General features: G+C 68.8%; 27 protein-coding genes. 14 read left to right on the forward strand and 13 right to left on the reverse strand.

The features are described 5' to 3' along the window. Positions 1–27: 27 nt before the first annotated feature. Positions 28–417: a nuclear transport factor 2 family protein gene (locus ACZ1DY_RS00225; RefSeq protein WP_465483262.1), complete on the forward strand. Its 390-nt coding sequence runs from the start codon at positions 28–30 to the stop codon at positions 415–417. Then, positions 414–623, forward strand: a complete 210-nt coding sequence (locus ACZ1DY_RS00230) for a heavy-metal-associated domain-containing protein (protein WP_465483263.1) — start codon at positions 414–416, stop codon at positions 621–623. The genes ACZ1DY_RS00225 and ACZ1DY_RS00230 overlap by 4 nt, the downstream gene beginning before the upstream one ends. A 68-nt stretch (positions 624–691) precedes the next feature. Here ACZ1DY_RS00230 and ACZ1DY_RS00235 read toward each other — a convergent pair whose 3' ends face one another. Next, positions 692–1408 carry a hypothetical protein gene (locus ACZ1DY_RS00235; protein ID WP_126734779.1) on the reverse strand — a complete coding sequence of 239 codons (717 nt, stop codon included), beginning with the start codon at positions 1406–1408 and terminating at the stop codon, positions 692–694. Positions 1409–1497: 89 nt separating this feature from the next. On the opposite strand from ACZ1DY_RS00235, the gene ACZ1DY_RS00240 reads away from it, so the two are divergent. From ACZ1DY_RS00240 to ACZ1DY_RS00250, 3 genes are all read left to right on the forward strand, one after another. Next, positions 1498–2052, forward strand: a complete 555-nt coding sequence (locus ACZ1DY_RS00240) for a peptidylprolyl isomerase (protein ID WP_185927212.1) — start codon at positions 1498–1500, stop codon at positions 2050–2052. A 43-nt stretch (positions 2053–2095) separates the two neighbouring features. Next, positions 2096–3058, forward strand: coding sequence for a rhomboid family intramembrane serine protease (locus tag ACZ1DY_RS00245; RefSeq protein WP_465483264.1), 963 nt, complete (start codon positions 2096–2098; stop codon positions 3056–3058). A 98-nt stretch (positions 3059–3156) separates the two neighbouring features. Next, a complete protein-coding gene (locus ACZ1DY_RS00250; RefSeq protein ID WP_465483265.1) occupies positions 3157–3645 on the forward strand; it encodes a hypothetical protein in 489 nt (162 codons plus the stop codon). On the opposite strand, the gene ACZ1DY_RS00255 is transcribed toward ACZ1DY_RS00250, so the two are convergent. Further along, positions 3630–4007, reverse strand: coding sequence for a PH domain-containing protein (locus ACZ1DY_RS00255; RefSeq protein WP_192747326.1), 378 nt, complete (start codon positions 4005–4007; stop codon positions 3630–3632). The two genes, ACZ1DY_RS00250 and ACZ1DY_RS00255, sit on opposite strands and share 16 nt — an antisense overlap. Before the next feature lie 118 nt (positions 4008–4125). After that, entirely contained in the window at positions 4126–4392 is a 267-nt protein-coding gene (crgA, locus tag ACZ1DY_RS00260) for a cell division protein CrgA (RefSeq protein WP_126734831.1), read from the reverse strand. A gap of 342 nt (positions 4393–4734) precedes the next feature. Between crgA and ACZ1DY_RS00265 the strand changes: the two genes are divergently transcribed. The 3 genes from ACZ1DY_RS00265 to ACZ1DY_RS00275 are packed head-to-tail and all read left to right on the forward strand — an operon-like array spanning position 4735 to position 6856. Then, a complete protein-coding gene (locus tag ACZ1DY_RS00265; protein ID WP_378234491.1) occupies positions 4735–5721 on the forward strand; it encodes a class E sortase in 987 nt (328 codons plus the stop codon). Continuing rightward, entirely contained in the window at positions 5721–5876 is a 156-nt protein-coding gene (locus ACZ1DY_RS00270) for a hypothetical protein (protein WP_257483564.1), read from the forward strand. The genes ACZ1DY_RS00265 and ACZ1DY_RS00270 overlap by 1 nt, the downstream gene beginning before the upstream one ends. Before the next feature lie 2 nt (positions 5877–5878). Next, positions 5879–6856: an LLM class flavin-dependent oxidoreductase gene (locus ACZ1DY_RS00275; RefSeq protein WP_465483266.1), complete on the forward strand. Its 978-nt coding sequence runs from the start codon at positions 5879–5881 to the stop codon at positions 6854–6856. On the opposite strand, the gene ACZ1DY_RS00280 is transcribed toward ACZ1DY_RS00275, so the two are convergent. From ACZ1DY_RS00280 to ACZ1DY_RS00290, 3 genes are all read right to left on the reverse strand, one after another. After that, a complete protein-coding gene (locus ACZ1DY_RS00280) occupies positions 6853–7245 on the reverse strand; it encodes an SCO5389 family protein (RefSeq protein ID WP_034321968.1) in 393 nt (130 codons plus the stop codon). The two genes, ACZ1DY_RS00275 and ACZ1DY_RS00280, sit on opposite strands and share 4 nt — an antisense overlap. 110 nt (positions 7246–7355) lie before the next feature. Continuing rightward, complete coding sequence (locus ACZ1DY_RS00285; RefSeq protein WP_465483267.1) at positions 7356–8090, reverse strand: ABC transporter permease; 735 nt, start codon at positions 8088–8090, stop codon at positions 7356–7358. A 15-nt stretch (positions 8091–8105) separates the two neighbouring features. Beyond that, entirely contained in the window at positions 8106–8816 is a 711-nt protein-coding gene (locus tag ACZ1DY_RS00290) for an ABC transporter ATP-binding protein (RefSeq protein ID WP_257483568.1), read from the reverse strand. Between the two features lie 133 nt (positions 8817–8949). Here ACZ1DY_RS00290 and ACZ1DY_RS00295 point away from each other — a divergent pair, with 133 nt between their 5' ends. Together ACZ1DY_RS00295 and ACZ1DY_RS00300 are read left to right on the forward strand one after the other, a co-directional pair. Continuing rightward, positions 8950–10725, forward strand: coding sequence for a sensor histidine kinase (locus tag ACZ1DY_RS00295; RefSeq protein WP_465483268.1), 1776 nt, complete (start codon positions 8950–8952; stop codon positions 10723–10725). Then, positions 10665–11321, forward strand: a complete 657-nt coding sequence (locus ACZ1DY_RS00300) for a response regulator (RefSeq protein WP_465483269.1) — start codon at positions 10665–10667, stop codon at positions 11319–11321. Before ACZ1DY_RS00295 ends, ACZ1DY_RS00300 begins: the two co-directional genes overlap by 61 nt. Before the next feature lie 52 nt (positions 11322–11373). Here the strand turns inward: ACZ1DY_RS00300 and ACZ1DY_RS00305 are convergent, their stop codons facing one another. Beyond that, the gene (locus ACZ1DY_RS00305) at positions 11374–12693 is read right to left on the reverse strand and encodes an FAD-dependent oxidoreductase (protein WP_465485800.1); all 1320 of its coding nucleotides are present in this window, start codon (positions 12691–12693) and stop codon (positions 11374–11376) included. A 111-nt stretch (positions 12694–12804) separates the two neighbouring features. Here ACZ1DY_RS00305 and ACZ1DY_RS00310 point away from each other — a divergent pair, with 111 nt between their 5' ends. Genes ACZ1DY_RS00310 through ACZ1DY_RS00325 form a run of 4 tightly spaced genes read left to right on the forward strand, consistent with a single transcriptional unit; the run spans position 12805 to position 15417 of the window. Next, positions 12805–13449 carry an aminodeoxychorismate/anthranilate synthase component II gene (locus tag ACZ1DY_RS00310; protein ID WP_465483270.1) on the forward strand — a complete coding sequence of 215 codons (645 nt, stop codon included), beginning with the start codon at positions 12805–12807 and terminating at the stop codon, positions 13447–13449. Next, positions 13446–14243, forward strand: coding sequence for an ATP-binding cassette domain-containing protein (locus ACZ1DY_RS00315; protein WP_465483271.1), 798 nt, complete (start codon positions 13446–13448; stop codon positions 14241–14243). Before ACZ1DY_RS00310 ends, ACZ1DY_RS00315 begins: the two co-directional genes overlap by 4 nt. Next, a complete protein-coding gene (locus tag ACZ1DY_RS00320) occupies positions 14231–14875 on the forward strand; it encodes a hypothetical protein (protein WP_465483272.1) in 645 nt (214 codons plus the stop codon). The genes ACZ1DY_RS00315 and ACZ1DY_RS00320 overlap by 13 nt, the downstream gene beginning before the upstream one ends. Further along, positions 14875–15417: an AAA family ATPase gene (locus ACZ1DY_RS00325; RefSeq protein WP_465483273.1), complete on the forward strand. Its 543-nt coding sequence runs from the start codon at positions 14875–14877 to the stop codon at positions 15415–15417. Before ACZ1DY_RS00320 ends, ACZ1DY_RS00325 begins: the two co-directional genes overlap by 1 nt. Before the next feature lie 202 nt (positions 15418–15619). Here the strand turns inward: ACZ1DY_RS00325 and pknB are convergent, their stop codons facing one another. The 6 genes from pknB to ACZ1DY_RS00355 are packed head-to-tail and all read right to left on the reverse strand — an operon-like array spanning position 15620 to position 23670. Beyond that, a complete protein-coding gene (gene pknB / locus ACZ1DY_RS00330; RefSeq protein WP_465485801.1) occupies positions 15620–17581 on the reverse strand; it encodes a Stk1 family PASTA domain-containing Ser/Thr kinase in 1962 nt (653 codons plus the stop codon). After that, positions 17578–18873: a protein kinase domain-containing protein gene (locus tag ACZ1DY_RS00335; RefSeq protein WP_257483572.1), complete on the reverse strand. Its 1296-nt coding sequence runs from the start codon at positions 18871–18873 to the stop codon at positions 17578–17580. The genes pknB and ACZ1DY_RS00335 overlap by 4 nt, the downstream gene beginning before the upstream one ends. A gap of 3 nt (positions 18874–18876) precedes the next feature. Next, positions 18877–20340, reverse strand: a complete 1464-nt coding sequence (locus ACZ1DY_RS00340; protein ID WP_126734795.1) for a peptidoglycan D,D-transpeptidase FtsI family protein — start codon at positions 20338–20340, stop codon at positions 18877–18879. After that, positions 20337–21815 carry an FtsW/RodA/SpoVE family cell cycle protein gene (locus ACZ1DY_RS00345; RefSeq protein ID WP_126734796.1) on the reverse strand — a complete coding sequence of 493 codons (1479 nt, stop codon included), beginning with the start codon at positions 21813–21815 and terminating at the stop codon, positions 20337–20339. Before ACZ1DY_RS00345 ends, ACZ1DY_RS00340 begins: the two co-directional genes overlap by 4 nt. Next, positions 21815–23203 (reverse strand): PP2C family protein-serine/threonine phosphatase, encoded by a 1389-nt coding sequence (locus tag ACZ1DY_RS00350; protein WP_126734797.1) that lies wholly within the window; start codon positions 23201–23203, stop codon positions 21815–21817. The genes ACZ1DY_RS00345 and ACZ1DY_RS00350 overlap by 1 nt, the downstream gene beginning before the upstream one ends. Continuing rightward, complete coding sequence (locus ACZ1DY_RS00355) at positions 23200–23670, reverse strand: FHA domain-containing protein FhaB/FipA (RefSeq protein ID WP_126734798.1); 471 nt, start codon at positions 23668–23670, stop codon at positions 23200–23202. The genes ACZ1DY_RS00350 and ACZ1DY_RS00355 overlap by 4 nt, the downstream gene beginning before the upstream one ends. Positions 23671–23718: the final 48 nt, after the last annotated feature.

The raw sequence follows: 23718 nt of genomic DNA on the forward strand, positions 1-23718 counted from the left end.
GATAGCTCATGCGGCTTGGGGAGCACCATGACGCCCTTCCACGGCACCGATCCGAAGAAGTTCATCGCGAATTTCCACGCGTCCTTCCACGACGAACTGGTGAACAGCGACGAAGACGCGGGCGTGGTCGTCGACCGCCATCACACGCCGGACATCGTGCACATCGCGGACGGGCACCGGATGGACCGGGAGAAGCTCATCGCGCACACCCGCCCGGTCCGCAAGAACCGTCCCACGGGGCGGATGGAAGTGCACGAAGCGGTGGCGGACGGCGACCGGATCGCCGCGCGGAGCACCCTGTACGTGACGAATCGCGGCAAGGACCTCACGATGGAGGTCTACTTCTTCGGGGAGTTCACCCCCGACGGCCGGATGCGCCGGGGACACACGCTCACCCGCACCGTGCCGGCGACATGAGCGCGCGCACCTACGCCGTGCACGGAATGGCCTGCGGGCACTGCGCGGTTTTCGTCGCCGAGGAGATCGAGACCATCGCGGGCGTCACCGCCGTGGCGGTGGACGTCGACGACGGCACGGTCACCGTGTCCAGCGACCAGGACCTCGACATCGACGACGTCCGCGCCGCCGTCGAAGAAGCGGGCTACGAACTCACCGGAACGTGAAAGGGCCGCCCAGGGCCGGACTGCGGTCCTGGGCGACCCGTTTCGCGATAGCAGATATGGGTGAAGCGTCAGTTCTTCTTGTCGGCGGAGGCGTTCGAAGCCTGGTGCCCGTTCTTCGGCGCCGCGGGCTTGGCTGCACCCGAACCCGCGGCCGGACCGGAAGCAGCGGGCTTCGCGGGAGCCGCGGGCTTCGCCGGAGCGGGTTTCGGAGCGGCCGCCGCCGGAGCGGCGGGCTTCGCCGGCGGAGCGGGCGGAGCCTTCGGCGGCGCGGGCGCGACCGGCGGCTCCTGCTTGGAACGCAGCGCGTAGGCGGCACCGGCACCGACGACGGCGATACCGATCACCCACGGCCAACGGCGACGCTTGCGCGTCCCCTTGGCCGCCGACTTCGCCTCGACGAGCGCGGCCTTGAAGTCCTTCTTCGCGGCCTTGAAGTCCTTCTTGCCCCGGCGCTTGGACTCACCGGCGGACTTCGCGGCCTGGATGGCGGCCTTGCGCGCCTTGCGGCCCGGCTTCCGCATCTCGGAAATCCTGGCCAGCGCCTCCTTGCGAGCCGCCTTGGAGCTGCGCTTGAGCTCCTTGCGGGTCAGTTCCGTCTTCTTCGCGAGCTTCTTGCGCGCGCGACGGCTGGTCTTAGCGATCTCACCGGCGCTCTCGGAGAGCTTCTGCTCGGCTACCTCTACGGCGTGGGCGGTGGCTTCCTTACCCGCCTCGACGGCACGTTTGCGCAGGCCGAGCGCGCCGGCCTTCGCCGACTCGCTCACCGAATCTGCGGCCCGGGTCATGGCCTTCACCTCATCAATCGTTTTGATTCTGCTTCGTTGCTTGTAACCTATCGTGCCCCTTTTCCCCAGATCTTGCCGCAGATGGCACGATGAAGCTCGTGACTGAAAGCAAGGGATCCCTCGTTGGTGGCGCGCTGAAGGCCACTCTGCACACCAACCAGGGTGACATCAACCTGAACCTGTTCCCCGACCACGCGCCGAAGACGGTCGCGAACTTCGTCGGGCTCGCCGAGGGCAGCAAGGAGTACACCCAGCCCAACGCTCAGGGCACGAACTCGGGCCCGTTCTACGACGGGTCGATCTTCCACCGCGTCATCGACGGTTTCATGCTGCAGGGCGGCGACCCGACCGGCACCGGCCGCGGCGGCCCCGGCTACAAGTTCGGCGACGAGTTCCACCCGGAGCTCCAGTTCTCCAAGCCGTACCTGCTGGCCATGGCCAACGCCGGTCCCGGCACCAACGGCTCGCAGTTCTTCATCACCGTCGCGCCGACGACGCACCTGAACTTCAAGCACACCATCTTCGGCGAGGTCGCGGACCAGGCTTCCCGCGACGTCGTCGACGCGATCGGCCGCACGGCGACCGGTCCGGCCGACCGTCCGCTGCAGGACATCGTCATCGAGAAGGTCAGCATCAGCCGCTGATCACAGAGCCTGTCACTGGGGATTTCGGTAGGTTGGTGGCATCGTGAGCCAACCACCGAATCCCCAGTACCAGCAGGCCGCCATGCCCGGCTGCTGGTGGCACCCGAGCCGTCAGACCGGGCTGAGCTGTTCACGCTGCGGCCGTCCGGCCTGCCCGGATTGCCTGCGCGAAGCCGCCGTCGGCTTCCACTGCACCGACTGCGTCCAGGCGGGACGGCAGCAGGACCGCGTCCAGCAGAAGCAGTACCGCGACGCCGGGTACGGCGCGCGCACGCTCGCGGGCGCCCAGCCCGTTCAGACGGCTGTCGTGACGCCTGTCCTCCTGGCGCTCAACGTCATCATCTTCTTCGTCACGGTCGCCCAGTCCGGCAGCCTCGCGAACAACAACTTCTCCGAGCTGTTCCAGTTCGGTCAGCTGTGGAATCCGGCGACGCTGGCTGGCGACGAATGGTGGCGCGTCGTCACCTCGGGCTTCCTCCAGTACGGCCTGCTGCACATCGCGAGCAACGCGTTCTCGCTGTGGTTCGTCGGCCGCCCGCTGGAGACCGCGCTCGGCCGCGTGCCGTTCACGGTGCTCTACTTCGTCTCCATGCTCGGCGGTTCGGCCGCGAACCTCGTGTTCGCCGGTCTCGACGCCGTCCCGGTGGTCGGCGCGTCCGGGGCCATCTTCGGGCTCATCGGCGCGTACACGGTCATCGTCATCAAGCTCAGGCTCAATCCGACCTGGCTGCTGGTGATCCTCGGCCTGAACGTCTTCATCACCTTCCAGGTGCCCGGTATCTCGATCCTCGGGCACGCCGGTGGTTTCGTCGCCGGGCTCCTGGTCACCTTCGCGCTGCTGTACGCCCCGGACAAGAACCGGCTGAAGTGGCAGCTCGGCGGGATCGCGATCGTCGTGGTGGCGATGATCGGGCTCATCGCCTGGAAGGACTCGCAGACGATTTCGGCGTCCTGCGAGCTCACCACCAGCCGGGGCGCGCCGACGTACGTCTGTTACCCGGAGTAGCCCTCAGTTCCCCCGTGTGGGTCATCCGAATACCCGGTGGAGAAGCAACAAACCTGGGTACCTTCGAGTTGATCATCGACATCAACTTGGGGGTTGAGATGAGGATCCGGAAAACAGCAGCTCTCGTCGCCGTCGCCGCGCTGGCCACGGCTCTGGCGCCTTCGGTCGCACAGGCCGGGCAAGCCGCCGAGACCTGCCACACCTACACCAAACGCTATTTCCTCGGCTCGGGCAGCACGATCACCCTGCGTGTCGCCTACGTCGATTCGGCGTTGAAAATCTGCTTCGGCGACCCCGGCGTGACCTCGTCGGCGGCGACGCAGACCGTCGGCACGACGGGCCCGGGCGCGGCCACCGGCTGGGAGATCACCGCGGGCTCGGCCGTGGTCGAGGACCAGCGGCCCCGCCACGTGAAGGCGAAGTTCAGCGGGTCGCTGCGGAACTGCGTCGTCAAGATCAACCCGATCTGTTCGCCGGCCGCGCCGTACGAGATCTTCGGGGAGTACGCGCCGCCCGCGGTCGGACCGGCCGTCCCGGGCTGGTCACACGGCCCGAACGGCGACGTCCACTACTACGACAACGCCTGACCCTTGAGGGCGGTGAGGACGTCCAGGACGTCCCTGGGGTCCTCACCGAGGTCGATCCGGCCGAACACCAGCAGGTGGTCGCCGGATTCGACCTCGAGGGTCAGGTTGTCCCGGCCGAGCCGTCGCGTCGTGCGCAGCCGCAGCCGGGCTTCGGACCAGGAGTAGCGGTGCGCGCCGCCGACGGTCCTGGCGAGGATTCCGTCCGGTCCGGCGGCGAGCCGGGGACGGAGCAGGGTGCCGTGCAGCGCGAGAGCGCCCACGGACAGCATCGCCACCCCGGTCAGGACGGTGCCGCCGACGTCGCCGCCGAAGGCCAGCCACAGCACGCCTGCCAGCAACAACAGGGTGATCACCCAGGCCACTACCACAACGTTCTGCTGCGGCGCCCAAGAGGTGGGGTAGTTATCCACAGGGGTTATCCACACTGGGGATGAGTCACACCGGTGTAATTAGGCGTCAAGCCGCCAACCGGGGTAATGCTCACCGCCACCGCATCGTCATGAGCAACCCGGCGATCATCAGGGCGAAACCGATGGCGAAGTTCGTGTTGCCCAGATCCGCCATGAAGGGGATCTTGTCGCCCGCGATGTAGTTGACGACCAGCCACAACAGGCCGATCAACATGAGGCCGAACATCACGATCTTGTAGAACAGGTTCGACGGGCCCGCCGCCTTGACCTTCACCGGCGTGCGGCGGTCGGTCGGCGGGGTGTACGCCGTCTTCTTGCGGACCTTGGACTTCGGCATCGTGTTCCTCGCGTACTGTTCGGCTTCCCTGGTGGCGATGACCCGCTTTCGGGTGCGCAACCAGCGCCACGTGCACACGTTAACGTAAACGAGCGCCGCTGGGCACCGTCCGGGACCGGTCGATTTCCCGCACTGTGACACTGGTGTCACACACGGTTCGACATTGTGCTGGTTCGACACTGCGGCTTGGTTCGAGACTGAGGAGCTTGCGTGGCTGAGCGGGAAGAGCCGGGTGGGGACCGACGGCGCCACCCCGAACGACCCCCCGGCGGAGGCCGTCCGGCCCCCCGGCGGAGGCCGGAGGACGCGATTCCGCCCCGTCGTGCCCAAGGAGCGGCGCCGGTGCCTCGCCGGAGGCCGCCGGAGGGCAGGGCGTACGACGGGCCGCCGCCGCCGCGCCGCCGGACGGACGCGCCGCCGCCTCGACGTCGTCCCGCGCCTCCGCCGGGGTCGACCGAGGAGACCGTCGTCTTCGAACCGGTCGGCGGTGGCACCGCGACCGAAGAACGTCCGCCGCGCGAACTGGGCAAGGGCGGCGCCGCCATCCGGACCGTCGGCGAGCTCCTCATCACCGCGGGCCTCGTGGTGCTGCTGTTCATGGTCTACGAGGTCTACGTGACCGACCTCTTCTCCGCGAACAAGCAGTCCGAGGCCAGCTCGGAGCTGGACGGCGAATGGGGCAAGGACCGGCAGCTGCATCCGGACCTGGTCGACGGGAAGGCGTTCGCCAGGATCCACATCCCGGTGTTCGGCGCCGACTTCAACTTCACCATCCAGGAAGGCACCACCGAGGCCGCGCTCGAAGTCGGCCCCGGCCACTACAAGGGCACGGCGCTGCCGGGCGAGCCGGGCAACTTCGCCATCGCCGGCCACCGGGTCGGCAAGGGCGCGCCGTTCAACGACCTGGACAACCTCAGCTCGTGCGACCAGATCATCATCGAGACGCAGACCGACTTCTACATCTACAAGGTGCTGCCGTACAAGGACGAGGTCGAAGGCTGGGCGGCGGGCAAGGGCGCGCAGCCGAAGTGCAAGAACGTCGGCACCCTGCGCGACCCGAACGCCGTCGACGGCGGCGCCTACGGCGAGACCAACGGCCGCCGCATCGTGTTCCCGACCAAGGGCGACACGGTGAACCCGGTGCCGTACAAGGACCCCGGCATCCTGCCGAAGGCCGACCAGGTCTCGCTGCTCACGCTGACGACGTGTCACCCGAAGTTCTCGGCGAAGGAACGGCTCATCATCCACGCGGTGCTGGCACAGCAGGTGCCGAAGAACCAGGTCGGCACCTACGCCGAACTCCTGCCCAAGATCTCGGAGGCGCGCTGATGTACGGCTGGATCTGGCGCAAGCTGCCGGGGCCCTTCGCGGTGAAGCTCGTGACGGCGGTCGTGCTGGCGCTCGGGGTCGTGGCGCTGCTGATGTTCGTCGTCTTCCCGTGGCTGGAACCGCGGCTCTGGTTCAACGAGGTTTCGGTCCAGTAGGTATGCGATTCGGAGTCTTTCTCGTCTCCGGCCGGTTTCCCGGCCAGGAGGACGCCGATGTCCTGCGCCGGTCGGTCGACGCCGCCATCGCCGCGGAACGGGCCGGGTTCGACGACGTGTGGTTCGCCGAGCACCACTTCATGCCGTACGGCGTCTGCCCGTCCGCGATCACCCTCGCCGCGCACGTGCTCGGCCGCACCGAGCGGATCGCCGTCGGCACCGCGGTGAGCGTGCTCTCGGTCGCGCATCCGGTGGCGCTCGCCGAACAGTGGTCGCTGCTCGACGCGGTTTCCGGCGGCCGCCTGCGGATCGGCGTCGGCCGGGGCGGGCCGTGGCAGGACCTGGAGGTCTTCGGCACCGGCGCGGCCCGCTACGAAACCGGGTTCGAGGAGAGCCTCGACCTGCTGCTCACGGCGATGACCTCGAAGACCGTCTCGGCCAAGGGGGAGCACTTCGACTTCCGTGAAGTGCCGATGGTGCCGCGGCCGGAGCGCGCGCCCCGCATGGTCGTGGCCTGCGGCGATGCCGGCTCACACGCGGTCCGGCTCGCCGCCGATCGCGGGCTGCCGATGCTGCTCGGGCTGCACACCGACGACGACGGCAAGATCGAAACCCTTGCCGCGTACGGGGATTCCGCCGCCGAACACGTCTCGACGGTGATGTGCCAGGTCGGGGACGACGCGCTGGACGTGGTGCGCTCCGCGCTGCCGGGTTCCCTGAAAGAGGGGTTCGCCGGGCACGTGTACCTCGACGGCAAGCGGGGGCTGGACAAGGACCCGGTCTCCTACACCGACAAGCTGTGCGAGATGCACCCGATCGGCGGCGTGGAGTACTGCGTCGACCGGCTGGGAACGAGCATCCGGCGTACCGGGGTCTCCCACGTGATCATGATGGTGGAAGCGTCCGGTACGCCGGAGGGAACGCTCGAGAACATCGCGCGGATCGGGGAAGAGATCCTGCCCGTGCTGCGGAGGGGCTAGCAGTCGCGGAGTTCGGGGCTCTGGTTCAGCAGCTGGCCGCGCACCGAGATGAACGCGCGGTAGCGGTCACTGTCCACTTGGGACGGTTTGAACGCGGCGACGCGGTGGCAGTTCTGGAACGCCAGCTTCACCCCGAAGTGCCGTTCCAGTCCGCCGCGGATGGAGTCCGAGGCCAGCGCCCGCAGCAGCTGGCCGCGTTCGGCCTCGCTCGGCGGCGGCGTCTCGTTGTCGGCGAACCCGTCGGCCGCGCCTTCGGCCTCCGCGATGACACCGGTGATCACGGTCCAGGCGTAGGGCAGGGATTCCCGGACACAGGCGACGAATTCGGCGTCGGAGACCTCCCCGCGCTCGGCCTTCTCCAGCAGCGCGGGCGATACATCCAGAGACATCGGACCTCCGAGAGAGACACAGTGAACGTGGGCCGTCTTCCTGACTACCCACCCGCGGGCCAAGCCACAAGAGAAAACGATCATCATCACCACTTTGGCGGAAGCGGTCGTCACTCCCAGCGAAAGAGCTTCGCCGCCACGACACAACTGCCCACCGCGAAAGCCGCCAGAACGGCGAGTTGCAGCGGCTGCGCGCCGGTGCCGGTCCAGGCGTCTTCGAGGGCCTTCACCCCTGGCGGGACGTACGCGCCGACGTCCCGGATGGCCTCCGGCAGCAACGGGCGCGGCAGCCAGACGCCGCCGAGGAACATGACCGGGACGTAGGCGATCAACGCGATCCCGCCCGCGGCGCGGCTGGTCTTGGCGACCGCCGCCGCGATCAGGCCGAGGCCGAAGATCGCGGTCGTGCCGAGGACGAAGGTCAGCAGGAAGCCGAGCGGGTGACGCGGGGTGGGGACGTCGAAGACCGCGCCCGCCGTCACGAGGAGGATGCCGGCCCCGCCGATCGTCACGGTGACGTTGATGATCAGCTGCGCCACCAGCAGCTGGGCCGGGTGCACCGGGGTGGTGGCGAAGCGGCGGAGAATGCCCTGTTCGCGGTAGGTCGCGATGATCCCGGGGATCGATTGCAGGCCCATCATGGCGATGGTGAGCACGATCATCGACGGAACCCAGGCATCGAGGAAGCGCATGCCCGTCGTTGTCCCGCTGTCCGCGCGAATGGCGGGAATGGCGCCGAGGACGGCCGTGATGGCTGTCGGCAGGAGCAGCCCGCCGAGGACGAAGCCGGGTGTGCGGAGAGCGAGTTTCGTTTCGGTGAGGGTGATCTTGGCGAGCGTGTTCATTTCCGTCTCCTCGGATCAGTCGCGGCCGGTCAGGGTCACGAAGGCTTCGTCCAAAGTGGATTTCCCGGCGCGGTCGCGGAGCGCGGCCGGGGTGCCGGTGGCGACCACGCGGCCGGCGTCGAAGATCGCGAGGCGGTCGCAGAGGCGTTCGGCCTCGTCCATGAAATGCGTGACGAGCAGGACGGTGACGCCGGCGTCGCGCACGGTCTCGACGAGCTTCCAGGTGTCGCGGCGGGCGTGCGGGTCAAGTCCGGTGGTCAGCTCGTCGAGGACGGCGACCTCGGGACGGCCGACCAGCGCGAGCGCGATCGAGACGCGCTGCTTCTGACCGCCGGAAAGCTTGCCGAAGTACTGGTCCCGCTGCCCGGTGAGGCCCAGCTTCGCCAGCAGGTCGCCGGTGTCGGCGGGATTCGCGTAGAAGGACGCGTAGAGGTCGAGCGCCTCGTGGACCTTGATCTTGTCCGGCAGGCGGCTCTCCTGGAGCTGCGAGCCGAGGCGCTGCCGGAGGGCGCCGTGGTCCTTGCCGGGGTCGAGACCGAGGACCGACATGGTACCGGAGTCCGGCGTCCGCAGTCCCTGGAGGCATTCGACCGTGGTGGTCTTGCCCGCGCCGTTGGTCCCGAGGATCCCGAAGATCTCGCCCTGTTCCACGTGGAACGAAACGTCGTCGACCGCGACGTGCTCCCCGTACGTCTTGCGGAGGTTGCTGACTTCGATGAGTGGCATGCGAAAAACGTTATGGCGCAACGGACTTGGCCAGAATGGCGCTGAACCCACAACCGGGGTGGGGCTGGACCCACCCTGATCGGGGGCCTGCGGTCACTGTGCCGGGCCGGGCCGGTGGGGAAGACTTCGTCGCATGATCCGCACCTACCTCACCTCAGTGCGCCGGGGCTTCGCGCTCGCGGGCTTGGCGCTGGTGAGCTGGCTTGACCTGCTGCTCGAACTGGTGGGTTTCTGCCTGCTCTGTGTCGGCCTGGTCTTCGCCTACACGCTGGCGCTCGAAGGCACGCGTCCGCGCGCCGCGCTCACCAGGCGGCTGGCCGGACGCTGGTGCGGTGTCGACGTCGAACCGCCCTACCGGCCGGCGCCGCCGGAACCGGAACGCGAGCGCGATGGCTGGTACCGCGACGGGAACAGCCTGTTCAAGCGGTCGTGGTTCATCAAGTGGACCAAACGGTTCGAGTGGATTTCCGACGATCCCGCGACCGGGCGCGACCTCGGCTGGCAACTGTGGAATCCGGTCGCGGGCCTGTTGCTGATACCCGCGGTGCTGCTGTCCGGGCCGCGCGCGCTCCGGCTGTACGGGAAATGGACGCGCTGGTGGCTCGGACCCCGTCCGGCTCGCGCCGGGGACGGCTGGGTGAGGAGCGGGTCGAAGGCGCTGGGATTCCAGCTGGGCCTGTTCGCGCTCTCGATCGCGCAACTGGGGATGGCGATCCCGACGCTGCTCAGCCTGATCTGGCCGTCGCCGCTGTTCCCGACGATGGTCGTCGCCGGCCGCTCGGTGACCGACACCCTGCGCCGCGAGGCCAAGAACTGGACCGGGGTGCGGATCGACCGGCCGTACCTGCCGGAGCCGCCGTTCCCCGTCCCCCGGGCGGACGGGATGTACCAGTACGGACGGCAGCTGTACGACACACCGTGGTGGCCGGCGCGGCTGGCGCGCTTGCGCTGGGTCATACGAGACCGGGCGACGTGGCGTGACCTGGCGGCCGCGGTGGTCGATTCCGTGGTGCTGCTGCTGATGGTGGTGCCGACCGCGGCGCTGGTGTTCTCCGGACTCTGGGCTGTGGCGGCGCTGTGGGTGTGGCGGCCTGTCGGGCAAGCGCTCGCGCTGACTCCGGTCGCGGTGGCTGCGGTCGTCGCGGGGCTCCTCGTGGCGCCGTGGCTGGCCCGCTCGGGAGCGCGCTTCACGAAGCTGCTTCTCGGGCCGACAGAGGCTTCGCGGCTGGCGCAGCGAGTCGAACGGCTGAAGCAGACGCGGACCGACGCGTCGGTCGCGCAGGCCGCCGAGCTGCGGCGTATCGAGCGCGATCTGCACGACGGCGTCCAGTCGCGGCTGGTCGCGATGGGGATGAAGCTGGGCGCGGTCGAAGCGCTGATCGACAGCGACCCGGCCGCGGCGAAACGGCTGGCGGCCGAGCTTCGGCAGACGTCGTCCGAGACGCTGACCGAATTGCGGCTGCTGGTGCGCGGGATTCACCCGCCGGTGTTGTCCGAGCGCGGGCTCGGTGACGCGGTGCGGGCGATGGCGCTGGACAGTCCACTGCGGGCTTCGGTGAACGGCGTCCTGCCTCGGCTGGAGCAGCCCGCCGAGGCGTGCGCGTACTTCGCGGTCAGCGAGTTGCTGGGCAACGCCGCGAAGCATGGCGAGGCGCGGCGAGTGTCGATCGAACTGGGCTACGAGGACGGCCTGTTGCGGATCGAGGTGACCGACGACGGCAAGGGCGGCGCGAACGCGGCCAGGGGGAGCGGGATTCGCGGGATCGAACGCAGGCTGGGCGCCTTCGACGGTAGTTTTGCTCTGACCAGCCCGCCCGGCGGGCCGACGAAGGCGATCATGGAGATCCCGTGCCAGCTCGACCCCGATGCGTCGTCGCCGAGGACCAGTACCTCCTCCGAGACGGCTTGACGCATTTGCTGACCGCGCACGGTTTCGACGTCGTCGAGGCGGTGGGCACCGGGCCGGAACTGGACCGGGCGCTGCGCACCCATCGGCCCGACGTCTCGGTCGTCGACGTCCGGATGCCGCCGACACTCACCGACGAAGGACTCCAGGTCGCGCTGGCGGTGCGGCGTGACATCCCCGGCCTGCCGATTCTCGTTCTGTCACAACACGTCGAGCAGCTCTACGCGCGGGAACTGCTGGCCGACGGGGCCGGCGCGATCGGCTATCTGCTGAAGGACAGGGTGTTCAACGCGGACCAGTTCATCGACGCGGTGCGGCGGGTGGCGGGCGGCGGAACCGCGATGGATCCCGAAGTGATCGCGAAACTGGTGGCGGGCAACGCTTCCGACCCCCTTTCCGCGCTGACCCCGCGCGAACGCGAGGTGCTCGGGCTGATGGCGGAGGGCTGCTCCAACGCCGCCATCGCTTCGCGGCTGCACTTCAGCGAGGGTGCCGTGGGGAAGCACACCGCGAACATCTTCGCGAAGCTCGGCATCGTCGCCTCGGACGACACGAATCGCCGGGTCCTCGCGGTCCTGACTTACCTCGGCTCAGCGTGAAGGCCCCCTTCCCTCGACTCAGCCGAGGGAAGGGGGCCTTCACGCGCAGTTGTCAGCCTCGCGAGATGCGGGTCATCTCGTCGCGTTCGACGACCTTCACGCGTTCCCGGCCGTGCGGGGCGCCGAGGGACTTCTCGTGGGCGTCGAGCTTGCCCCAGCCCTCCCAAGTGGTGAAGGGAACGCCGCGTTCGGTGAGGAAACCGAGGATCGCGTCGGGGTCCTCGACGGCCGGAGCCGTGAGGTTGTCGGCGTCGGCCAGCAGGCTCGCGATCGTTTCGGCCGCGTCGCCCTTGGTGTGGCCGATGAGGCCGACCGGGCCGCGTTTGATCCAGCCGGTCACGTAGACGCCCGGCACCTGCTCGTCGTCGATGTCCAGCACCCGGCCCGCCTGGTTCGGCACGGTGCCGGTGGTGTGGTCGAACGGGATCTCCGGCAGGTGCGACGACAGGTAGCCCACCGCGCGGTAGACGGCCTGGACGTCCCAGTCGTGGAACTCGCCGGTGCCGCGAACGTTGCCGTCACCGGTCAGCTCGGTGCGCTCGGTCCGCAGGCCGGTCACCTTGCCGTCCTCGCCAACGATCTCGCACGGCGAGTGCAGGAAGTGCAGGTGCAGCCGCTTCGGCCGGTCGCCCTGGTCGCGGATCGCCCACTCCTGCAGCGTCTTCACGACCATGTCGATCTGCTTCGACGCCCGCAGCGCGGCGATGCTGCCCTCGTCGAACTCGATGTCCTCGGGGTAGACGATGACCTCGACGTTCGGCGAGTGGTCCAGCTCGCGCAGCTCCAGCGGCGTGAACTTCGCCTGCGCCGGGCCACGACGGCCGAACACGTGCACGTCGGTGACCGGGCTGGCCTTCAGCCCCTGGTAGACGTTGTCCGGGATGTCGGTGCTGAGCAGCTCGTCGGCGGTCTTCGCGAGGATCCGCGCCACGTCGAGCGCCACGTTCCCGACCCCGAGGACCGCGACCGAGGTCGCGTTCAGCGGCCAGGTGCGCGGCACGTCCGGATGCCCGTCGTACCAGGAGACGAAGTCGGCGGCGCCGTAGCTGCCGTCGAGGTCGATCCCGGGGATGTCGAGCGCGCGGTCGGCCATGGCGCCGGTCGAGAAGATCACCGCGTCGTAGAACTGGCGCAGGTCGTCGAGTTTCAGGTCGGTCCCGTAATCGACGTTGCCAAGCAGCCGGATGTTCGGCTTGTCGAGGACCTTGTGCAGGGCGGTGACGATGCCCTTGATCCGGGGGTGGTCGGGCGCGACGCCGTACCGGATCAGCCCGAACGGCGCCGGCATGCGCTCGAACAGGTCGATCGTCACGTCGGCGTCGGACTTGTCGAGGATGTCGGCGGCGTAGATGCCGGCCGGACCGGCACCCACGATGGCTACACGAAGAGAACGGCTCACTCCTACCACGGTAAGTTAGGTAGCCCTAACAATCATTGTGATCTGGCGTACGGTCCACCTGCTGGGAGCCGCTAAGCTGGCCTCATGCGCGTGCTCGTCGTCGACAACTACGACAGTTTTGTCTACAACCTGGTCCAGTACCTGGCCCAGCTCGGCGCCGACTGCACCGTCTGGCGGAACGACGTGGTGGAGCTCGACAAGCTCGGCGAGTTCGACGCGGTGCTCGTCTCTCCCGGCCCCGGAACCCCGGAACGCGCTGGTCAGAGCATGGACGTCATCCGTGAATGCGCCGAGAAGCGCATCCCGATGCTCGGCGTCTGCCTCGGCCACCAGGCCCTCGGCGTCGTCTTCGGCGCCACCGTCGACCGCGCCCCGGAACTGCTGCACGGCAAGACCAGTCAAGTCCACCATTCGGGCGACGGAGTGCTCGCCGGGCTCCCCTCGGAATTCACCGCCACGCGGTACCACTCGCTGACCGTTTTGCCCGAAACCATCGACGGCGCCGTGTTCGAGATCACAGGCCGCACCGAGTCCGGTGTCGTGATGGGCATGCGTCACCGCGAGCTGCCGCTCGAAGGCGTCCAGTTCCACCCCGAATCCGTGCTCACCCAGGGCGGGCACCGGATGCTGGCGAACTGGATGGCTTCGGCCGGGCACCCGGTCCCCGACGCCAGGGTCAACGAACTCGAACAGGAGACCCGCGCGCTGCAGAAGGCCGCTGCTGCGTGACCTCGCTGATCCGGCTCGAAGGAGTCGGTAAGCGCTACGGCCGCGGCGAACCCGTGCTCGCCGACGTCGATCTCGACATCCCGGCGGGTCGCGTGGTCGGCGTCCTCGGCTCGAACGGTTCGGGGAAGTCGACGCTGCTCAGGATCCTCGCGGCGCTTTCCCGGGTGACTTCGGGGAACGTCGTGGGCAGCCCGCGGGTCGGCTACCTGCCGGACCGTTTCCCGGCGGGGCAGCGGATGAGTGCCCGGGCGTACCTGCGGCATATGGCCCGCATCGACGGTCATGTCGACTTGTCGGCGATCGATCCGCTGCTGGACCGGCTGGCGCTAGTCGGCGGGCCGGACGCGCCCTTGCGGACCCTGTCGAAGGGCAACGCCCAGAAAGTCGGCCTCGCGCAGGCGGTCCTCGCCGAGCCGGAGCTGCTGATCCTCGACGAGCCCTGGTCCGGGCTCGACGTCGAAGCGCACACGGTGCTCGGCGAACTCGTCGCCGAGACCAAGGAGCGGGGCGCGAGCGTGGTCTTCACCGACCACCGCGCGGCCGTCGTGCACGCCCACGCCGACGTCGTCTACCGGATGGACGACGGCCTGTTGACCCACGTCGAAGAAGGCGCGACAAGGATCGTCCTGCACGGGCCCGACGGCGACTGGTCCTCGGAACCGGGCGTCAGCCAAGCCGTGACCGAAGGCGGGAAAGTCACTTTGACCGTCGAAGCGGGGCAGACGGACGCGGTCCTGCTGCGGGCGCTCAACCGCGGCTTCTCGGTCCGGGAGGTGGCGCCGTGCTCGCCATGACCCGGTATTACCTCGCGCTGCTCGGGCATTCCCAGCGCTACCTGCCCGCGATCCTCGCCTACCTCGCGGTGAACACCGTGCTCTACACGGATCCGAAGTCGCCGCTGCTGCCGCAGTACGGGATCAGCGCGGGTTCGCTCCTGGTGGTCTCGTGCTGGCTGACGATCGCGATGCTCGACGTCGAAGACCCGGTCCAGCGGCTGGTGACCTTCAGCCACGCGCGACGCTGGCGATCGGTGCTCGGCGGCGCCACGCTGGCCGTCCTCGGCTGCGCCGCGGTGCTGATCGTCGTGACGCTGGCCTGGTCGGGCCTCCGCTCGGGCGGCTTCCCGATCGGCACCCTCGCTCTCGGCGCCGCGGCGCACGCGCTGTGCGCGCTGTTCGGTATCGCGATCGGCCTGCCCTCCTCGCGGCTGCTGGTCCCGCGCATCGGCTGGTCGGTCTTGGCGGCGATCTTCGCGCTCGCGGCGGTCCTCTTGGTGAAATGGCTGCCGCTGGCCAACCCGTTGCTGCGCGCTTTGACTTCGCAAGAACCGCTGGCCGTCCCGTTCACGGTGGCTGCGGTGGCGTCGGTCGCCGTCCTGCTGCTGAGCGCGACGGCCGTCGGACACCTGCTGCGGCGCAACGCCTGATGCCGCGTCTCATCGTGCTCAACGGCCCACCCGCCTGCGGCAAGTCGACGCTCGCCCGCCGGTACGCCGAAGACCATCCGCTGACGTTGAACCTCGACATCGACCGCGTCCGCGGCCTGCTCGGTGCCTGGCGCGACGACCCCGCGAAAGCCGGAACGCTCGCCCGCGATCTCGCCGTGAGCGCCGCGCGGACCCATCTGCTCGTGGGCCACGACGTGATCGTCCCGCAGTTCCTCGGCCGCACCGATTTCCTCGAACGGCTGGAAACTCTCGCTGGCGAGACGGCCGCGGAGTTCCGCGAGATCGTCCTCCTCGACACCAAGGAGAACGTGCTCCGGCGGTTCGCCGAGCGCACCCGCGCCGCGGCCGAGCCCGAACACGTCGAGGCGCACGAGTTGCTGGGCGGGCCCGGACAGCTCGCGGCGATGTACGACAGGCTCGTGGCACTCGTCGCGACGCGACCGAAGGCGGTCGTGGTGCACACCAGCGCCGGGCGGATTCAGGAGGCCTACCAAGGACTTCTGGACGGCTTGGTGCCCTGATGCGGCGATGGGAGCCTTCGGCCCTGGTCGCGCGCGGGTCGTGAGTGGCGTTTCGGGTTAGAACCCGAAACGCCACTCACGACCACCTGCACCGACCGCGCCACGCTTGTCTTATCTCTCAACAGGCCTCTTTGATGAGATCAGCCGGCATGAGAAGGGCCCCGCACGAAAACCGTGCGGGGCCCTCTTGCTCAGCTATCGATCATCCAGGCGGGAAAAGCCGCGAGCTCGACGTCGTCGTCGGCGTCTCATCGCCTTCGACGATGAACAGCGTGACCGGAGCGTTCTTCGCGATCTTCGCACCGGCCTGCGGGTTGGTCTTGCTGACCTTGCCCGCCTGATCCCGGTCGCCGTTCTTGTCGGCCTGCGTGTCCAGCTGACCGTTCCAGCCCAGCTGCTGGAGCTGCCGCGTCGCCTGCTCCTCCGTCATGCCCTTCAGGTTCGGCATGTCGAAGGTCTCCTGGTTGCCGTTCGACACGGACAGCTTGACGACAGTGCCGACGGCCACCTTGCCGCCGTTCGGGGTCTGCTCGATCACCGTGCCCTTGGGCTGGTCGGAGTCCACGCTGGTGACCTGCGGGGTGAACCCGGCCGCCCTCAACCCGGCTTCGGCCTCGGCCTGAGTCTTGCCCTTGTAGTTCGGGACCGTCTTCAGTTCCTGGGACTTGGCGATCGTGATGTCGACCTTCGAACCTTGGTCGACCTCAGCCTGCGCGGCCGGATTTTGGGAGGTGACCTTGCCCGCTTCGTTCGGGTCGTTGCTCTCTTCCTCGGTGGTCGCCCCGAGCTTCAGACCGGCTTCGGTCAGTGCTGCGAGGGCCTCGGCCGCAGTCTTGCCCTTGAGGTCCGGGGTCTTGACCTTGCCCGGCTTCGCGCCGACGGTCAGCGTGATCTTGTCCGTGGTCGGCGTCATCTGGCCCTCGGCGGGGTTGATCGCGATGACCTTGTCGATCTGGTTGTCGTCGCAGGCGGGCTGGCCGTTCACGGCCTCGCCGGTGCAAGTGACCTTCTTGGTGTCGAGCGAGTTGAACCCCGCGCCGCGCAGCGTGTCCTTCGCCGAGACCTCGGACTGCCCGACCACCTTCGGGATCGCCTTGCTCTCCGCGCCGGTGCCCTGGAACGCGCCCATCAGCCACATGATCAGCAGCACCACGGCGGCCAGCGACACCACGAGACCGGCGATGAGCCAGGCACGCCGCTTCTTCTTCGCGGCCGGGTCTTCGTCTTCTTCCTCGTACTGGTCGTAGCGCTGCGGCACCCGGCGGTCGGAGTCCATGACCTGGGTGCGCTCGTCCTCGGACATCACCATCGGCGCGGCCGGACGCTGGCCGGACAGCGTCCGGACCAGGTCCGAACGCATCTCCGCCGACGACTGGTAGCGGTTCGCCGGGCCCTTCGCGAGCGCCTTGAGCACGACGGCGTCGAGCTCCGGCGCCACGGCCGGGTTCACCGACGACGGCGGGTTCGGGTCTTCCCGGACGTGCTGGTACGCCACCGCCACGGGCGAGTCGCCGGTGAAGGGCGGCTCGCCGGTGATGAGTTCGTACAGCACACAACCGGCGGCGTAGACGTCGGAACGCGCGTCGACGGACTCACCGCGCGCCTGCTCCGGCGAGAGGTACTGCGCCGTGCCGATCACCGCGGCGGTCTGCGTCATCGCGGACTGCCCATCGTGCATGGCGCGCGCGATGCCGAAGTCCATCACCTTGACGGCGCCGTTCTTCGTGATCATCACGTTCGCCGGTTTGACGTCGCGGTGCACGATGCCGTGCCGGTGCGAGAAGTCCAGTGCCGCGCAGACGTCGGCCATGACCTCCATCGCCCGCTTCTGCGACATCGGCCCTTCGGTCTTCACGATGTCCCGCAGAGTCCGTCCTTCGACGTACTCCATGACGATGTAGGGCAGCGGGCCGAACTCGGTGTTCGTCTCGCCGGTGTCGTAGACGGCGACGATCGCCGGGTGGTTCAGTGCCGCCGCGTTCTGTGCCTCGCGACGGAAACGTTCTTGGAACTGGGGATCCCGCGCCAGGTCGGCACGCAGGATCTTGATCGCCACCTCCCGGCCCAGGCGCACGTCGTGGCCGTGGTGGACCTCCGACATGCCTCCGTAGCCGAGCGTTTCGCCCAGCTCGTAGCGGTTGCTGAGCAGTCTTGGTGTGCTCATCTCTGCGTGCCGTTCCATTCCGTCCAAGGTTTGCTGCTCATCATTCCCGGATTCGCCTGTCCGGCCGGCTCCTCGGTGCCGCCCTCCGTCGGCACCGCTGGGTAGGCGGATGTCGGCGGAGGACCTTCAGACTTCTTACCCGGAGCCGGCACCTGTTCACTCGTTTCCACGCCGCCCGACTGCGGTCCGTTGCCCGAACCGACCAGTCTCACGATGAGGAAGGCTCCTGCCACCAGTACTGCGATCAGGATCACCGCGAGCAGCACCCACCAGCCCCATTGTGGCCGTCTGCCCGGCAGGCGGCTGACCGCCATCGGCGGCGGGCCGCCGACCGGGTGCATCGCCGGATGCGACGCCGGCCCGACGGCCACCATCGGGTTCGGCGGCGAATGCGGGCCGGGCGGGATCACGGGCTGCCCCGCCGAATAGGCCACGTTGACCAGCCCCGACGGTGTCGGCAGCGGAAGCCCGGCGCGGACAGCGGCCACCGCGGCGGCGAACTCGCCACCGCTGTTGTACCGCTGTCGCGGATCCTTGATCAGGGTCGCTTCGATGACCGCGCGGGCGCCCGGCGGCACGTCCGGCGGCAGCGGCGGCGGGAGGTCGCGGATGTGCATCATCGCGACGGTCACCGCGTTCTCCGAAAGGAACGGCCGGTGCCCGGTGAGGCATTCGTAGCCGCAGACGGCCAGCGAGTAGACGTCGCTCGCCGGTTCGGCGTTGTGCCCGAGCGCCTGCTCGGGGGCGATGTAGTGGGCGGTGCCCATCACCATGCCGGACCTGGTCACGGGGGCGGCGTCGGCGGCCTTCGCGACACCGAAGTCGGTGATCTTCACCTGTCCGGCCGGGGTCACCATGATGTTGCCCGGTTTGACGTCCCGGTGCACGAGACCTGTTTCGTGCGCGGCCTGCAGCGCGTTACCGGCCTGCTCGAGGATGTCCAGGGTGCGCTCGGCGTTCAGCCGCCCTTCGCGGGTGATGATGGCGGCCAGCGGATCGCCTTCGACCAGCTCCATCACCAGATACGCGATCGACAGCTCGTCCGCGACCGTCTCGCCGTAGTCGTGCACCGCGGCGATGCCGGGGTGGTTCAGCGAAGCCGTCATCCGTGCCTCGGTCCGGAACCGGTGCAGGAATTCCGCGTCGCCGGACAGCTCCGCCTTGAGGATCTTGACCGCGACCGTCCGGTCCAGTCGCGTGTCACTGGCCTGCCAGACCTCGCCCATCCCGCCGACGGCGATCCGGTTCGTCAGCTTGTACCGGTCGGCCAGCAGCTGACCCGAGGACAGCATCCGCTATCCACCCCCGAGCATGGCGTTGACGGCGGCGCGGCCGATCTCCGCGGCCACGGTGCCACCGGTCGCTTCGAGCCCGCGGTTACCCCCGGATTCGACGATCACCGCGACGGCGATCTTCGGGTCCATCGCCGGCGCGAACCCGGTGTACCAGGCGTGCGGCGGGGTGTTCTTCGGGTCGTTGCCGTGCTCGGCGGTGCCGGTCTTGGAGGCGATCTGGATGTCGCCGCGTTTGCCGGCGCCCTTCGTGTTCTCTTCCGACGCCAGCATCATGTCGCGCAGGACCGCGGCGTTCGCGCTCGACATCGCGGCGTCACCGGTCAGTTCGGTCGGGGTGTAGTCCTCAATGGTCGACAGGTTCGGCGCCAGCAGCGACTGCACGAGCTGCGGCTTCATCGCCATCCCGTTGTTCGCGATGGTCGCCGAAAGCAGGGCGTCCTGCAGGGGCGTCAGCCGCACGTCGCGCTGGCCGATGGCGCTCTGGTACAGCGCGGCCTTCGATTCGAGCGGGCCGAGGGAGGAGCCGGCGACCCGCATCGGCACGGTCAGATCCTCGCCGACGCCGAAGTTCTTGGCCGTCGCGTTCAGCTTGTCCTTGCCGAGCTCGCCCGCGATCTCGGCGAAGGGCACGTTGCACGAGTACCGCAGCGCTTCCTTCAGCGTGCTGCCCTTGCAGGCCGCGCCGCCGTAGTTCTCCAGCGTCGTCTGCGTGCCGGGGAGCTTCACGTTGGGCGCGGTGTTGACCGGCATGTCCGCGGTCTTGCCGTCTTCGAGTGCGGCCGCGGTCACCAGCAGCTTGGCCGTCGAACCCGGCGGGTACGTCTCCGAGATCGCGCGGTTCAGCATCGGCTTCTTCGGATCGTCGCGCCACTGCGACCAGGCCGCGACCTGCTCCTTCGTGGTGTGCGAGGCCAGCTTGTTCGGGTCGAACGACGGCGTCGACACCATCGCGAGGATGCGCCCGGTCTTGGGCTCCAGCGCGACCACCGCGCCGGTGTAACCCTTCTGCGTCATCAGGTCGTACGCGGCCTTCTGCACGGCCGGGTTGATCGTCAGCCGCACGTTCCCGCCGCGCGGGTCGCGGCCGGTGACCATGTCCGAAAGGCGCCGCACGAACAGCCGCGGGTCGGAGCCGTTGAGGACGTCGTCCTCGGACCGCTCCAGGCCGCCCGAGCCGTAGTTGATCGAGTAGTAGCCGGTGACCGGCGCGTACATCGGACCATCGGCGTAGGTGCGGATGAACTTGTACTTGTCGTTCGACGGGTCGACCTTCGCGAGCGCGGCGCCGTCGGGCGTCACGATCAGGCCTCGCTGGCGGGAGTACTCGTCGTAGAGCACGCGCACGTTGCGCGAGTCGGTGCGGTAGTCGTCGGCCTTGACCACCTGGATGTAGGTGGCGTTGGCCATCAGCAGCACCACCATGACGAGCATGGCGACACCGACCTTGCGGAGCGGGGTGTTCACGAGGGGCTCCCCTCACCGGTCGCGGGCGGCCGCTGGACCATCACCGTGTGCGCTTCGGCGAGCGGCGCCTGCGGCTGCTGCGGCTTCGGCCGCACGGCGGGTTTGCGGGCGGCGTCGGAGATTCGGAGCAGGAGGGCCACCAGGATGTAGTTCGCGAGCAGTGAGGAACCACCGCGGGAGAGGAACGGGGCGGTGATCCCGGTGTTCGGGATCAGGTTCGTGACGCCGCCGACGACCACGAAGATCTGCATGACCAGGGCGAACGACAGACCGCCGCCGAGGAGTTTGCCGAAGGTGTCGCGGACGGCGAGGGCGCTGCGCATCCCGCGCATCGCCAGGATCAGATACAGCATCAGCATCGCCGTGAGCCCGATCAGGCCGAGTTCCTCGCCGATCGCGGTGGTGATGAAGTCCGTCTTGGCCTCGGGGACCATGTCCGGCCGTCCGGCGCCGAGGCCGGTCCCGCCGACGCCGCCGGTGCCGAGCCCGAACAGCCCCTGCGCGACCTGGTAGCCGCCGCCGGGGTCGTCGTAGGTGGCCAGCGGGTCGATCCAGTTCCGGACGCGCTGCTGGACGTGCGTGAACAGGTTGTAGGCGATGATCGCGCCGGCGGCGAAGAAACCGACCCCCAGCACGACCCAGATGATCCGCTCGGTGGCGACGTACAACATCACCAGCGTGACCCCGAAGAACAGCAGCGACGTGCCGAGATCCTTCTCGAACACCAGCACGCCGAGGCAGGCGGCCGCCGCGATGAGGATCGGGCCGAGGTCACGGGCACGCGGCAGCTCGACGCCGACGATCCGCTTGCCCGCGACCATGAACAGGTCGCGTTTCGTCACCAGGAACGAGGCGAAGAAGATCATCAGCAGGATCTTCGCGAACTCACCCGGCTGGATCGAGAAGAACGGCAGCTTGATCCAGACCTTCGCGCCGTTGACCTCGGACAGGCTCGACGGCAGCACCGCGGGCAGCGCGAGCGCCACGATCCCGACCAGGCCGCAGGTGTAGCCGTAGCGGGTCAGTGTGCGGTGATCGCTGATCACGACCAGCACCACCACGAACAGCACCAGCGAGATCGCCGTGAACAGCACCTGCTTGGTGACGTCCGGCGTGTACTCCCTGCCCTGCTGCAGGGCGCGTTCCGCGAGCGCCAGGTCGATCCGGTGGATCATCACCAGGCCGAGCCCGTTCAGCAGCGCGACGCACGGCAGGATCACCGGATCCGCGTACGGCGCCCAGCGGCGGACCGCCAGATGCGCCGCGGTCAGCACCGCGAGGTACGAAAGCCCCAGCCAGATGATCGAGCTGGTGAGCTCCTGCTCCTGGTTCGCCTCCACCAGCACGAGCGCGACGGTGACGATGAAGGTCGCGAACGCCAGGAGGACGAGTTCGGTACCGCGCCGCTTGGGCAGCTCGCGCGGAGGGTTCGTGGCGAACTGGGCCGAAGCCGGATCGGCGAGCGGCGTGCTCATCAATTACCGCCCCCTGGTGCTGCCGGTGCCGGCGTCGAGCAGTCCCTCCCCGCAGGCTGGTTCGCCGAACTCGGCGAGGCGGGGGTCGAAGGGGATGCCGACGACGCCGGGGGCGGCGACGACGCGGGAGGCGTGGAAGTCGAGCTGGCGGCCGGTTTGCAGTCGGCCAGCTGCTTGTGCGGCCGCAGGAAGTCGTCGATGTACTTGCGGGCGTCGTCGAGGTTGTCCTTCTTGACGCCGTTCTTCACCGCGATCCGCGCGTCCTCCTGAAGGGCGGGCACCAGGAGCTTGTCGGTGCACAGCCCGCCCGGCGGGCACGAGCCCTGCTCGTAGGCGTGCAGGTCGATGCCGAGGACACTGCCGGGGACGCCGCGATAGATCACGACCTCCTCGCCGGGGCCCTCGCCGACGTAGTACTGGCTCAGCACGAAATACCGCGTGGCGATCGCCGCCGCGGCCAGCACGATCAGGACGACCACCGCTCCCGCCAGCCAGCGAAATCGCCTCCGGCGCTTGACCTTCGGGTCCTCCTGTTGGGGCTGGACCTCGGGCCGCGGCTGCGGCGCGGGCTGGGTCAGCGCGCGGGCGCGGGCGGCGGGGGAGTCGCCCTGGTGGAATTCGTCGCTGCCGTCCCCGGCGGCGCCGCCCACGATGGGCGCGTCCTCACCGAAGTCGACGTCGACGACGTCGGCGATGATCACCGTGACGTTGTCCGTGCCGCCGCCCTTGAGCGCCAGCTCGATCATCCGGTCGGCGCAGGCCTGCGGATCCGGGATCTGGATCGCCTCGGACAGCGTCTCGTCGCTGACCATGCCGGACAGGCCGTCCGAGCAGATCAGGTACCGGTCACCGGCGCGGGCCTCGCGCACGGTCAGGCTCGGCTCGACCTCGTGGCCGGTGAGCGCCTTCAGCAGCAGCGACCGCTGCGGGTGCACCGCGGCCTCTTCCGGCGTGATCCGGCCCTGTTCGAGAAGTTCGTTGACGAAGCTGTCGTCCCGCGTGATCTGCGAGAACTGACCGCCGCGCATCAGATACGCCCGCGAGTCGCCGACGTGCACGACACCCATCCGCGAACCGGCGAACAGCACGGCGGTCAGGGTCGTGCCCATCCCGTCGAGGTCCGGGTCCTGCTGGACCAGTTCGGCGATGGCCGCGTTGCCGTTCTGGACGGCCTCACGCAGCTGAGCGAGAAGGTCGTCGCTCGGATCGTCGTCGTCGAGTGGGGCGAGGGAGGCGATGACGACCTTGCTGGCCACCTCACCCGCGGCGTGGCCGCCCATACCGTCGGCGAGGGCGAGCAGGCGGGGACCGGCGTACACGGAGTCCTGGTTGCTGGAACGCACCAGGCCCCGGTCGCTGCGAGCCGCGTAGCGGAGGACGAGAGTCATGGGCGAAGCTCGATCACCGTTTTGCCGATCCGGATGGGGACTCCGAGCGGGACCCGGAGGGGTGCCGTGACCTTAGCCCGGTCGAGGTACGTCCCGTTCGTCGAGCCCAGATCTTCCACGTACCAATCCTCCCCGCGCAGGGCGATCCGGGCGTGGCGGGTCGACGCGTAGTCGTCGTCCAGCACCAGGGTCGAGTCGTCGGCGCGGCCGATCAGGATCGGCCTGCCGTCCAAGGCGATCCTGGTTCCCGCCAGCGCACCATGGGTCACGAGCAGCTGCTGCGGCGATTTCCCGCCGCGCGGCCTCTTGGGTTCCTTCTTCTTCTTGCGACCGAACGTCGGCACGGCGACTCGCAGCCCGGAGGCCGCGTACAGATCCGACCGGACGACACGCAACGCGGCGAACACGAAGAGCCAGAGCAGCACGAGAAAGCCCACCCTGGTGAGTTGAACGACCAGCTCTGGCACTTGTTGTGTCCGCTCCCGTTTCTCCTGTACGCCGCGGAGAGCCCGTGC

This window comes from Amycolatopsis sp. PSD-21, from assembly GCF_055561455.1.